The following is a 13,034-nucleotide window of genomic DNA, read 5'->3' on the forward strand; positions in this document are numbered from 1 at the left end:
TGAACACGCTTTATTACGCCCTGGCTATCAACAGGATATTGCCGAGTCTGATTTTTACGTATTTATACTAACCCCGCCAAGGGTGCAACCGACGAGCTCATGATTGCCTGATTATCAGTCCCTAGCCAGTCACGCAGCACGGCGGCGTACACGCTGCGGAAGTCGACTTGGTAGCGCAGGTCGCCGGCGTCGAGGTCGGCTAAATTGGGGGCGTTGTTGGCCACGCCGGGCTGGCGCAGCTGGCCCCCGAGCAGCAGCACGTTGTTGGCCGTGCCGTGGTCGGTGCCGTTGCTGGCGTTTTGGCTCACGCGGCGGCCAAATTCCGAAAACACCAGAATCAGCGTGCTGTCGAGGTTGCCGGCCTGCTGCAGATCCTCCACGAAAGCACCGAGCCCGTCGGAAAGGTCCTTGAGCAGCTTGCCCTGCTGCTCCTGCTGGCGCACGTGCGTATCGAAGCCGGTGAGCGAGGTGTAGTACACCCGCGTATCCAGGCCGGAGTTGATCAGCTCGGCGGTGGTTTTGAGGCTCTTGGCAAACTCCGTATTCGGGTAGCTGGTCCTAGACTGGTAGATCTTGCTCTTCTCGTAGAGGTAATCAGCCGACGAAGCCGTTTCGGCCAAAGTCTTGTATAGGTAGTCCAACTCCCCTATCCCGGTGGGCGCCGTTTCGCGGCTGGCGGCAGTCAGCAGGCGGCTTTTCGTCACTTCGTGCAGCTTCTTGGGGTTCTTCAGCGCCAGCCCTTTGCGCGTGTGGCCCTTCATGGCCAGGCTCAGCGTGTCGTCCACTTCGATGCCGGTGTGGCCGGTGGCGCAGCCCGTGCAGGCCGCGTCGAGGTAGCGGCCGAGCCAGCCGGTGCTCAGGTACTCGTCGGCGGCCGAGCCGGTCTGCCAGATGTCCATGGAGCGGAAGTGCGAACGGTCGGGGTTGGGGTAGCCCACGCTGTTGAGCACGGTGAGGCGGCCCTGGTCGTAAAGGCCCTTGAGCGCGGTCATGTGGGGGTTCAGTGCGAGGTCCTTTTCCAACGCCAGCAGTCCGCTTTGCTCGCGCAGCGCCAGTGTGGGCCGGGCCCGGTAGTACAAATCGTTGCGGTAAGGCACGATGGTATTCAGGCCGTCGTTGCCGCCGCTGAGCTGCACCACCACGAGGCGCCGGCCACCAGCGTCCTGCAGCGAGGGCAGCGCCTGAGCATCGAGCCGGTGCAGAAAGCGCGGCACAAACAGCAGCGTGCTGGCCAGCGCGGAAGTTTTCAGGAAGTCGCGGCGGGAAGTCATGGCGGAGGGTTAGGCGTGAAGCGGAAGACAAGGAAGTAAAATCAGGCCGTCATGTCGAGCGAGATGTCTCGCCCAGCTCGACATGACGGCCTGATTTTACTCGACGCAGCGCAGCATTACATCAATTGGTACTCGGGCAGGGAAAGCAACGTGCCCAACTGCTGGCGCAGGCTGCCCCCGGCTGGTGTCGCCTGCGCCAGCAGGGCCTGATTTTCGGGGCGCAACGGCGTTTGCAGCAGGAAGCTCGACAGCGTGGCAGCCTGCCGCTCCGGCGGCACTTTGGTAAGCAGCGACGCTACGGTGGTCAGGCTCACGGGCGCCTCATCGGCCGTTTTGCCGCGGCTGCGCAGCAGGCGCGCGGCGCGCGGCAACTGGGGCGTCAGGTCGTTTTCGTCGTCCTTCAGCGCGATGTTGATTTCGGCCTGCTTCAGCATGACCTGCGGCAGTTGCAGACGCAGCAGCAGCGACGAGGAATCAATCCAGCTGCGGCCGCCGGGCCAGCCGGCCACGTTCGGCGGCCGAAATAAGGTCTGGCCGAGGGCTTTCTGCCAGAATATGAGCTTCTGCGCGTCGGCTGGGGCGAGTCCGGCCTGCCGCTGCAGGCCCACCAGCAGCTCCACTGGCGACTTGATGCGCGTGCCCACATTCGGCGGCGCGTAAAACCAATCGGCGGAAAACATGCGCTCCATCAGGTCCCGGATGTCGTAGCCGGAGCGGTAAAAGGCTTCAGCCAGCGGCTGGATGTGCGCGGCGTTGGGCTGGTCGCTGACGAAGAAGCGGTAGAGCTTGGTGGTCAGAAACGTGGCCGTTTCGCGCCGCTCCAGGATGATGCGCAGCACGTCCTCGCCGCCGAAGTTGCCGGTCTGGCCCATGAAGGTTTTCAGGCCTTCATCGTGCTGCCGGGGCCGGAACTGAAACTGCCCCTGCGCGTCGTAGCCCCAACCGGTGAAGGCGCGGGCGGCTTCCTTGATGTCCTGCTCGGTGTAGTGCCCGCGGCCGATGGTGAACAGCTCCATCACCTCGCGGGCGAAGTTTTCGTTGGGGCGCTGCTTGCGGTTTTGCTGGTTGTTGAGAAACTGTAACATGGCCGGCTCCCGGCTCACGGCCAGCAGCAAATCCGAAAACTTGCCCAGGGCCAGCCGCCGCAGAGTGTTGTTCAGCTGCAGGGCCGCACCGCGGCGGCGGATGTTGGTGGCAAAGTGCCCGTGCCAGAAGAAGGTCAGCTTCTCGCGTAGCTGGGCCGGCGAGGTGGCCATGCGCGCCATCCAGCCGGTGTTCATGGCATAAAAGGCGTCGCGGATCTGCTGATTCTGCGCCTTGCGCTGCTCGGGTGTCAGCTCGCCTTTTTTCAGGGCGGGCGCCGGCGGGTCCTGGCGCAGGTCCATGGTGGGCACGGGTGCCATAGCCAGTTGCTCTTGGTAGCGCATCGATGGGCTATCGAGCGGGGTGTAGGCCTCGGAGTCGCGCAACAGCTGCCGGAGCATCTTGCGCGGTGTGAGGCCGGCGGCTACGTCCTGCGGACGCGGTCCGAAGGCCGCGCGCCAGAGCAAGTGTTGCACCTGTTGCTGCGTCGTCATAGTGTTTGGACGCGCCGCGGCGTCATAGGTTTAAGTGGTGAGCCGTAAATGAGCGCGGCAATTCGCCGGTATGGGTAACCAATCAGTAACCACGTAAAAACGACGGGCAGAAACAAGCCGTCCGCGCCGGCTGTTCTGGCAGCTACTTCTGATACCGATGCCCAAGAACCTTTCCGAGCTGCCCTTGTCCATTCTGGATCTGGCAGCCATTCGCGAAGGCCACACGCCTTCTGATACTTTCCGCGACAGCCTCGCCCTGGCTCAGCACGCCGAGCAATGGGGCTACAAACGCTTCTGGCTGGCCGAGCACCACAATATGGCCAGCATTGCCAGTTCGGCCACGGCGGTACTGATCGGCCACATTGCCGGCGGCACGTCCACCATTCGCGTAGGCTCGGGCGGCATCATGCTGCCCAACCATGCCCCGCTCATCGTGGCCGAGCAGTTCGGCACGCTGGCCGCGCTTTACCCCGGCCGCATCGACCTGGGCCTGGGCCGCGCCCCCGGCACCGACCAGCTCACCGCCCATGCCCTGCGCCGCGACCTGCAGGGCTCCGTCAACGACTTTCCGCAGAACGTGCAGGAGCTGCTGACCTACCTCTCGGCTGACAACCGCGGCGCCCGCGTGCGCGCCATTCCCGGCGAGGGGTCGAATGTGCCGGTCTGGCTGCTGGGCTCCAGCACCTACAGCGCCCAGTTGGCCGCGTACCTGGGCCTGCCTTTCGCCTTTGCCAGCCACTTTGCGCCAGCCCAGTTGCAGGCCGCCATGATGCTGTACCGCGAAAACTTCCGCCCTTCGCAGTACCTGGACAAGCCCTGCGCCGCGGCCTGCGTCAACGTCATTGCTGCTGACACTGACGCCGAAGCCGAACGCCTGGCCACCTCGTTCTACCAGCTGGCTACCAACATCGTGCGCGGCACTTCGCGCCCCTTGCAGCCGCCCGTCGACAGCATGGACGGCCTGTGGAGCGACATCGAGGAGGAATCGGTGCGCATGATGATGAGCTATTCCTTTATCGGTGGGCCGGAGAAGCTGCGCCAGCAGGTGCAGCGCTTCGCCGACGCCACGCAGATTGATGAATTATTGGCCGTAGGGCATATTTACGAGCCGGCAGCTCGGCTGCGGTCTTATGAGATTCTGGCGTCGGTGGGTAAGCCAGTTTAAAAAATATTGTTGAATTTAGATTTATGTTGTGCCAAGCTTGCTGAAGCAGGCTTTCCTAATAGTTGACCAAAGCAAATACCTCACTTTGCCTCAACAGAAGCTTAGCACAACATAGATCTATCAACAGATGCTATTACCCCAAATGCCAGCTATTATCCCTACAAGCATCCAACAGGACACGTCAACCGCCCATCATAGACAAGAGATAAAAAATGTCAAGGCAATACGCATTTACTACATACCCTTCAATAAATCAACAAGAGCTCATATAGATTCTTCCTCCATCCTAATTCACCATGACACGAGCTTTTATTTAAAAAATCCCTCATCGTTTTTTGAAAAATTTTCAAAAAGCATACAAGTTTTAAGCTTGTCAACGAGTGAGGTTTTTTATCACAGACACATAAAACTAGTTTACGTCATTAGTTTCGACGACAACACAGAAAACAAGGCATTTATAGACGCTGGACAAAAGCTATTATGGAATAATAAAGTGTACAAATTAGACCACAAAACTGTGCGCTATTTTTTATCACCTTTGAGCAAGAAGCAATTAAAAGGGTATTAAAGCACAGTAGCCTAATTAGGATGATTACAGCAGTTTCAAGAACGGTATAGAGACGCCTGCTTGCGTCTAATCGTCCGGGCCGTTGGGGCGTTACTGTTCAACGAGGAGACGCAAATATGCGTCTCCTCTCTAAATGTCCGATAAATCGTTTGTGAATCTGTTGTAATTAGTTACAGCCGCGCGCCGAGCACTACCGTCTTCTTGTACTCCTTTTTCTGGCTACCGCCGGGCTTGTACAGTTCAATGTGCAGCACGTAGTAGCCGATGGGCGCCTTGCGGTTGCTGTCGGTGAGGCCGTCCCACTGGAAAAAGCCGGTGGTGGCCAGCGTCTCGTTGCGCACGAGGCGGCGCATGAGGCGGCCCTGGGCGTCGTACACGGTCACGCTGGCGGCGTAGCCGGTGCCGTCGAGGCGGTAGGTGAGCGTGGTGAAGTCCTGCTGGCCGTCCTCGTCGGGGGTGAATACCTCGGGCTCCACGGCGAATTGCTGACTGCTGGTGGGGTCCTGCTGGTACTGCGAGTTGCGGCGGCCGGGCGAGGCGTAGCCTGCGCTGCCGGCGGCGGAGTGGAAGTTGGTGGCTGTGCTCGGCCCATCGGTGCGGATACGCTCCAACGAAACTCCGTCGCGGGTATCGAGCAGGGCCAAGTGCATGCTTTCCGAGTAGGCCAGCCGGTCGATGAGCACGTTTTGAGCGTTGTACACCAGCACTACACCTGCGTCGTCAGGGTAGGTGGGCAGATCGATGGCCGGCAGGAAAGTCGCTGGGTCGTTGCTGGTGGGGTACTGGGCCTGCACCACGTCGGGGCGCTCCGTCAGCACTACCAGCTGGCCGGGCGCCAGCACGTAGGGGTCGTTGGTGATGGGTTGCTGCTCGATGGTACCGTCGGGCTTTTCGCGGGCTATGGTCCAGCCCTGCAGATCCACGTACTTACTGGAGCGGTTCAGCAGCTCCACGAAGTCGTAAGCCCCGGTGCGCGGATTGAACAGGATTTCATTGATCACTACGTCGCCGGCTACGGCTACCGAGGGCAGGGCGATGGTGCCCGAAGTGAGCGGACCAGCGGCGTTGCCAGCGCAGTCGGTGGCGCGCTGCACGGTCACGGTGTAGGGCTGATTTACCGCCAGCGGGGCCGCCAGAGTCAGTTCCACGGTACGGAAGTCGGACGGCACGGGGGCTACGCGCAACACGGTGGGGCCGCCGTTAGGCAGGCTGTACAACGCGGCGTTGGCGGTGAGGGCGCTATCTAGCTTTTCGGCGAAGGTCAGCCGCAGCAGCGTGGGTGTAGAGGCCAAGGCGCGCAGCAGCGCGGGAGGCGTTTGGTCAGGGTTGGCTGCCCGCACCGAATTCTGGCGGCCGGGCGTGCCCCCGCTCACGTCGTTGCTGGCCGTCCAGTTTTCCATGCCGCCGCAGGGGTTGCCGGTATCCACCATTTCCAGGCTCCAGCCGCCGTCTTTTTTGCGGTTGTCGCGGTACCAGGTGTCGGCGTAGCGCACTTCGAAGATGGTGCGCCCGTCTCGGCCGCGCAGCAGCAGCTGGTCGCCGCTGTTGGTCAGGGCCGGAAAGTTCGTCAGCCCGAACACTTTGCCGTAGCTGGCAAACTGCGTGACGCGGGTGCTGGCGCACACCAACGCGTACTCGCCCGGCAGCAGCGTGCCGCTGCCGAACACGGCCGCCGTGCCGCCGGGCTTTTGCAGGCGCACGCCGCCAAGGTCCAGCGGATTGGTGGCCGAAGGATTGTAAATCTCGATGAACTCTGACGCGGGCAAGCCTATCTGCGGGCTTTCATCAGCGAAGATTTCGGTGATGAGCAGCTGGTTGAAGCCGGGCACGACGGGCGTGCCGTTGTAGGTAAAGCTGGCCGTGAGCGGCCCGGCCACCACGTTGCCGTACAGGTCCGCCACGCTACGCGCTTCCACGGTGCTGGTACCCAGTGGCAGCGAGCCGGCGAAGGTCAGGTGCACCAGCCCGGGGTCCTGCGGGTCGCGGATGATGCCAGTGGGCACTGCACCGTTGGTGAGGCGGAAGGCGCTGGCCGCGGTATTGGCTGCTACGGGCTCGTTGAACAGCGCATCGACGACGGTGCTACTCACGGCCGCGGCCCGCGTCAGCAGCGGGGCGCCGGTGTCCGTCACGCGAAAGTCGTCGAAGGAAAAGGCGCGGTTGTTGGCCGAGGAGTAAGTCAGCAGCACGCCCACGTACTGGCTGCGCTGGTAGGTATCGTCGGTAGCCGAGCCTTCACTGGCGAAGGTAGTGCCCCCGGTTAGGTCGCGCTCCAGCGTCCAGGCGCCGGCAGTGCTGCGCGTCACGCGTATGCGCACCAGGTTGTTGGTACTCGAGCCGATGGTGCCGTCCTGCCCGTTGATGACATAGACGGTGCTACCGGTGGCGTCTTTGCGAAACAGGGCCACTTCGTCGGGCGTGCCGCCGAGGCGCACGAAGTAGCCGCGGTTGCCGCTGGCCTTGAGGTCGGCCTGCTCGGAGATGAGCCACACGTCGGCGAGGTTGCCGCTGGAGGTGGCCAGGCGCAGATTGGCCCAGAACTCCCAGGTGGTGCCTACTGCAGCCTGCACCGGCGTCACCAGCTGAATCTGGGTGCCGGTCACAGCCGGGCCATTGCTTTGCAGCTGCTGGCTGCTCACCTGAAACGACGTGGCGTCGCCCGTCCAGGCGGGGTTCTGGGTAAAGTCACCGTCAGTGAAGTTGTCGGTAAGCTGGGCGGCGGCGGGCAGGGCGCACAGGGCTAGCGTCAGAATGCAGAGTAAACGGTGCAGCATAGGCAGCGCGGGATAGATATAAAAGCCTGATGCCAAGGCCCGCAACTCAGCAGCGGCCACTTCGCACCGGTACGCAAGCTAAACCATTGGCTGCAATTCCGCGCACTTTTAACCAATTTTGCGGGCCGCTTCACCCGAAGCGGTTTTTCGCTGATACTGAAGATGAAAGTAGCCGTTGTTGGCGCCACCGGTCTCGTAGGTGGCGAGATGCTGAAAGTGCTCGAGGAGCGCAACTTCCCCGTAACCGAACTCCTGCCCGTAGCCTCCGAGAAATCAGTGGGCCAGCTCATCACTTTTAAGGGCAAACAGTACCCCGTGGTGAGCATGGACGACGCCATCCGGGCGCAGCCGGCCATTGCTATTTTCTCGGCTGGCGGCTCGGTGAGCAAGGAGCAGGCGCCGCGTTTCGCCGAAGTGGGCACGGTGGTTATCGACAACTCCTCGGCCTGGCGCATGGACCCCTCGAAGAAGCTGGTGGTGCCCGAAGTCAACGCTCAGGTGCTCACGGCGGAGGATAAAATCATTGCCAATCCCAACTGCTCGACCATTCAGATGGTGGTGGCCCTCAGCAAACTGCACGAAGCCTACAAGGTGGAGCGCGTGGTGGTGAGTACCTACCAGAGCGTGACGGGCACCGGCAAGAAAGCCGTGGACCAGCTTATGCAGGAGCGTGCCGGCGGCGAAGTCACCTCGCAGGCCTACCCCCACCGCATCGACCTGAACGTGCTGCCGCACATCGACGTGTTCGAGGACAACGGCTACACCAAGGAGGAGATGAAAATGGTGAAGGAGACCAAGAAAATCATGGGCGACGACACCATCCGCGTGACGGCCACCACCGTGCGCATCCCGGTGATGGGCGGCCACTCGGAGGCGGTAAACGTGGAATTTGCCAAGGACTTCGACCTGGCCGAGGTGCGCCGGCTGCTGGAAAGCACCGAGGGCGTGGAGGTGGTCGACGACCCGGCCAACAACAAGTACCCCATGCCCAAGGACGCCCACGGCAAGGACGCCGTGCTGGTGGGCCGCCTGCGCCGCGACGAATCGCAGCCGAACACCCTGAACATGTGGGTAGTAGCCGACAACCTGCGCAAGGGCGCCGCTACCAACGCCGTGCAGATTGCCGAATACCTGCTGAAGCAGGGGCTGATCAAGTAACGCCCCGGCTTCGCGCCAAAAAAGGCCCGGGCCCGCCGATATACGGCGACCCGGGCTTTATTTTTGTGGCTATGCTATTCCCCCGGTTCTTATTCAGCGGTGCCAGCTTATTACTCGCAGCCACTGCCCTTGGTCAATCCCCTAGCCCGGCTACGGCGCCCAAAACCGCTACCGCCGCCTACACCTTCGCGGAGCAAATGCCGAAATTCCACGGCGGCGGGGCCGATTCGGCGCTGGCCTACCTGCGCCGGCACATGGAGTACCCGGCCGAAGCCGTGGCCCAGCGCCTCGAAGGGCGGGTATTCGTGAGCTTCATCGTCAATGCTGCCGGCGCCGTGGAGCAGGCGCAGGTGGTGAAAGGCAGCCAGCCCTTGCTCGACGCGGAAGCGCTGCGGGCCGTGCAGGCCATGCCCGCCTGGGAGCCGGGCCGCCAAAACGGGCGGCCCGTAAGCGTGGTGCAGACATTGCCCATTCTCTTCCGCTTGCCGACCGTACAGCCCTTGCTCACCAGCCCGCGCCCGGCCACGCAGGTGCATATGCCCCGCCCCGTGGGTGGGCAGGCGGCGTTGGAGCAGCATGTAAAAACCAAACTCCCCTACCCCGAAGCGGCCCGGCAGGCCCAGGCCTCGGCCCTGGTCTTCGTGCGCGTCGACGTGGATTCGCTGGGGCAGGTCACCGGCACGCGCCTTATGACGCTGATGCACGACAAGCAGACGCCTAAAGGCCAGGCTGCGCAAGCCAAGCAGCTACAGCAGGAACTCACCGACGCGGCCCTCGCCGGCCTGCGCACGGGCCTCACCTGGCAACCCGGCCAGCGCAACAGCCAGCCGGTGCGCAGCAACGCACTGGTGCCGGTGCTCTTCGACGGCAAAGCCGGCACGGTGGGCCTGCTACCCCAGCTGCGGCTGTTTCCCGATGAGCTGCCCGCTGTGGAAGGCGGCAACGCATCGTTCGCGCAGTTCCTGGCTCAGAACATCCGCTACCCGGCCGACGCGCTACGGGCGCGCATGCAGGGCAAAGTACTGATGCTGTTCGAAGTCAGCGAGACCGGGCGAGTGGAAAACCCGCTGATTATTCAGTCGGTGTATCCGTCCATCGATGCCGAAGCCCTGCGCGTGGCCGCGCAGCTGCCGCCCATGCACCCGGCTCTGGAGCAGGGCCGCCCGGTACGCAGCTTCTTCGTGGCGCCCATTACCTTCTCCCTCAAACCTTCGCGCTAAGCCCCGCCTAGCTGGTCGTTTGGTTGTGAGAGGTTTTTCGGCTATTCTAGGTGCCGCATTTAAGTTGATTTCCCACTTTATCCGCTGTTTATCATGTCGGCTGCGCTCTATCCCGCTGGCCCCGCCCACGTTCCGGCCGATCTGGCCAAACCGTCCGGCCGCTACCGTCTGTTGGTGACGGCCACGTTGCTCAGCATCGTGCTGTTTCTGGCTGTGTACGTGGCCATGGTGGCCGGCAGCATCAAGCTGTTCGTTTGGGTGGCCACGTTCCGCTTCGAGAGCTACAGCTTCTGGGGCCTGATTTTTCACCTGGCGCTGGCCATAGCGGCGCTGATGCTCACGGCCTTCCTGCTGAAGTTCGCATTCAAGTGGAACAAGGACGAGGACGACAAGCGCCTGCGCTTAGTGCCGGAGTCGCACCCCGAGCTGGTGGCCTTTATCGAGCAGCTGTGCACCGAAACCGGCGCGCCGCGGCCCAAGCACATCTACCTCACGCCCGACGTCAACGCGGCCGTGTTTTACCAGCACCCGCTGCTGAGCCTGGTGTGGCCCGCGCGCAAAAGCCTGCTCATCGGCGCCGGGCTGGTCAATGCACTGACGCTGTCGGAGTTTAAGGCCGTGCTGGCCCACGAGTTCGGGCACTTCGCCCAGCGCAGCATGCGCCTGGGCAGCTACGTGTACACGGCCAACCGCCTGTTGCACGATATGGTATTCGGACGCGACAAGTGGGACGAGCTGCTGGCCGAGTGGCGCCGGCTCGATTTGCGCGTGTCGGCCGTGGCCTGGGGCCTCACGGGCATGGTGTGGCTGGTGCGCCAGGCGCTGGCGCTGGCCTACCGCGGCGTGAACCTGGTGCACGCGTCGCTCTCGCGCGAAATGGAGTTCCAGGCCGACCGCGTGGCTGTGCAGGTGGCCGGCTCCGATGCCATCGTGAATGCCCTGTACCAGATCAACCGCGCCAGCTGGGCTTACCAGACCTCGCTGGGGCAGCTGGGCACCGCGCTGGAGCACAATCTGGTGTCGGACGATGTGTACTACCACCAGCAGCTGCGCCTGGCCGACTGCCCGCCCGCGCCGCCGGCCTTCCGCCACGCGGCCGCGGAGGCCTTAGCCCAGCCCGCCCAGCTCTTCACCGCCGAGGAGGTGACAACCAAGGCTGAAATGTACGCCAGCCACCCGGCCGATTACCTACGTGAGCAATCAGCCAAGCAGCCCTACGTGGCCGCTCCGGCCGATGACCGGTCGCCGTGGCTGCTGTTTCAGCGGCCTGAGGAAGTGCGCCAGCTCGTCACCCGCAAGCTGTACCCAGACAGCGCCGCCAAGCATCCCGTACGGCCCGCCGCCGAGGTAGAAGAGTTCCTGGCCGCCGAAACCGCCGAGCTGACTTACGACGAGGCCTACGCCGAGACCTACGACGTGCGCGTAATCAGCCTTATTGAACCGGAACAGCTGGACGCGCTGGCAGCCAAACTACCCGCCGACTGCGACCTGCTGGCCCTGCGCCAGGAGCTCTACGGCCCCGAGTTGCGCCAGCGCATGGAAGCCCACCAAAGCCGCAAAAACGATTTGGCCAAGCTGGCGCTGTTCATCAGCGGCGAGGCCCGCGAGGCCACTTTCACCGTCGACGGGGTAAGCTACCCGGCTGCCCAGGCCCGGGAAGTAGCCAAGAAACTGGAGGCCGAAGAATCGGCGCACAAGCTGTGGCTCAGCGAGTTTGACGAGCGTTGCGCCGGGCTGCACTGGCGCCTGCTGGCCGGGCAACCGGAGCGCCGCGCCGCCTGGCAGGCCCGCTACGCGCTGCAACTGCACCTGCGCCTGGGCATCCTGCTCACGAGTGAGGCGCTGCAGCAGCTGCAGCAATTGGTAGATGGCATCATGGCGGCCGGGCAGGTGCAGCCCAACCAGGTGAATCACTACGTCACGCAGTTTGAGCAGCTGCGCCAGCGCCTGCTCGGGCTTATCACCACGGCCCGCAGCACCACGCTGCTGCCGCTGCGCCACCTGGAAGACCTGGCCACCGTCGCCGATTTCGTGATGCGCGACCTGCACTTTCCCACCGCCGCTGTGCTCTCAGGCGACTGGCTCAACGGCTTCGGCCACGTGCTCGAAGTGACGCTGGACCGCTACCGCCGCCTGTACTACAAGAACCTGGGCGTGGTGCTGCGACTGCAGGAAGAAGCCGCCGCAGAGCACGCGGCTACGGCAACTCCCATTGTGGCGGCAGTACCTGAAGCAACTGTAGCTGCTGACTGAGCCGTTTCTTTTCCGTCTGTCATCCTGACGAAGAAAGGACCTTATCACTGCTGAACGACCGTCGTTGTTACGACTCGTTCACGCGTGGCAAGGTCCTTTCTTCGTCAGGATGACAGCCGATTTTTATGCTTTCTGCTCCCGGCAGGGTGCTTTTATTCCTGGCCGAACACACGCCCGGCGAAGTCCAGCACGGCGCGGCGCGTGACTTCCGGTTTTTCGAAGAAGCCCACGTGGCCCACATTCTCCAGAATGAGCACGTGGCTTTCGGCCGGCAGGCTGATCTGCGGCAGCAGGCTGTCCACCGTCACGGCCACATCTTCCTTGCCGATAATGAACTGCACCGGGAAGCGGGCGTGACGCAGCACCTCGGTACGGTCGGGGCGGGCCTTCATGGCTTTCAGGCCACCGATGATGCTGTCCTGCGGCGTGGCCTTGCCCAGCTCTTCCAGAAAGCACCGCTCATCGATGAGGTTTTCGCGGTTAGAGGGCGCAAACAGCGGCCGCACGAAGGAATCCATGAACTTCTCCACGCCGTGGCGCTGCACGAAGTCGATGTTTTTGTCGCGGTTGGCTTTGCGCTCCTCCGTATCGGGCAGGGCCGTGGAGTGAAACAGGCTCAGGCCGGCCACCATGTTGGGGTAGCGTTCGGCAAAAGCCAGGGCCACGTAGCCGCCCATGCTGTGGCACACGAACACGGCCCGCTCCACGCCGCGCTGGCGCAGGTAATCGGCCAGGTAGCGTGCCTGGGCTTCCATGGAGTAGTCGCGGATGTCGTGCACGTTGGTGCCGAAGCCGAGCAGATTGGGTGTCACGAGGCGGTACTCGTCGGGGAAGTCGCGGGTAAAGGCGGTCCAGACTTCGCGGCTTTCGGCAAAACCGTGCAGCAGCACGATGGTGGGTTGGGCGGTGCTCATGGCGGCGTAACGGGGGCAGGTAACAGGATAGCAAAGCTACGCGTTGCGGCGGGTTGCCGCCGCGCCCCGGCATACCAAGGAACTGGCTGCGGCGTTGTCGGGCTATATTTCCTTGGGGCCGCGTAGCTTCGCCC

General features: G+C 62.9%; 8 protein-coding genes. 4 read left to right on the top strand and 4 right to left on the bottom strand.

What is annotated here, in order from left to right:
- Positions 1–62: 62 nt before the first annotated feature.
- Both B0919_RS00280 and B0919_RS00285 read right to left on the bottom strand, forming a co-directional pair.
- Positions 63–1,271: a DUF1501 domain-containing protein gene (locus B0919_RS00280; RefSeq protein WP_078010195.1), complete on the bottom strand. Its 1,209-nt coding sequence runs from the start codon at positions 1,269–1,271 to the stop codon at positions 63–65.
- A gap of 116 nt (positions 1,272–1,387) precedes the next feature.
- On the bottom strand, positions 1,388–2,848 hold the full coding sequence (locus B0919_RS00285) for a DUF1800 family protein (protein ID WP_078010196.1): 1,461 nt from the start codon (positions 2,846–2,848) through the stop codon (positions 1,388–1,390).
- A gap of 157 nt (positions 2,849–3,005) precedes the next feature.
- Between B0919_RS00285 and B0919_RS00290 the strand changes: the two genes are divergently transcribed.
- Positions 3,006–4,013 (top strand): LLM class flavin-dependent oxidoreductase, encoded by a 1,008-nt coding sequence (locus tag B0919_RS00290; RefSeq protein WP_078010197.1) that lies wholly within the window; start codon positions 3,006–3,008, stop codon positions 4,011–4,013.
- Between the two features lie 738 nt (positions 4,014–4,751).
- Here B0919_RS00290 and B0919_RS00295 read toward each other — a convergent pair.
- On the bottom strand, positions 4,752–7,355 hold the full coding sequence (locus B0919_RS00295; protein WP_078010198.1) for a lamin tail domain-containing protein: 2,604 nt from the start codon (positions 7,353–7,355) through the stop codon (positions 4,752–4,754).
- Positions 7,356–7,517: 162 nt separating this feature from the next.
- Here B0919_RS00295 and B0919_RS00300 point away from each other — a divergent pair, with 162 nt between their 5' ends.
- From B0919_RS00300 to B0919_RS00310, 3 genes are all read left to right on the top strand, one after another.
- Positions 7,518–8,513, top strand: a complete 996-nt coding sequence (locus tag B0919_RS00300) for an aspartate-semialdehyde dehydrogenase (RefSeq protein ID WP_078010199.1) — start codon at positions 7,518–7,520, stop codon at positions 8,511–8,513.
- 197 nt (positions 8,514–8,710) lie between these two features.
- Complete coding sequence (locus B0919_RS00305) at positions 8,711–9,733, top strand: TonB family protein (protein WP_176132784.1); 1,023 nt, start codon at positions 8,711–8,713, stop codon at positions 9,731–9,733.
- A 93-nt stretch (positions 9,734–9,826) separates the two neighbouring features.
- Positions 9,827–11,986 carry a M48 family metallopeptidase gene (locus B0919_RS00310; RefSeq protein ID WP_078010201.1) on the top strand — a complete coding sequence of 720 codons (2,160 nt, stop codon included), beginning with the start codon at positions 9,827–9,829 and terminating at the stop codon, positions 11,984–11,986.
- A gap of 152 nt (positions 11,987–12,138) precedes the next feature.
- Here B0919_RS00310 and B0919_RS00315 read toward each other — a convergent pair whose 3' ends face one another.
- Positions 12,139–12,900, bottom strand: coding sequence for an alpha/beta fold hydrolase (locus tag B0919_RS00315; RefSeq protein WP_078010202.1), 762 nt, complete (start codon positions 12,898–12,900; stop codon positions 12,139–12,141).
- Positions 12,901–13,034 lie beyond the last annotated feature (134 nt).

It is taken from the genome of Hymenobacter sp. CRA2 (assembly GCF_002007105.1).
Classification (GTDB): Bacteria; Bacteroidota; Bacteroidia; order Cytophagales; family Hymenobacteraceae; genus Solirubrum.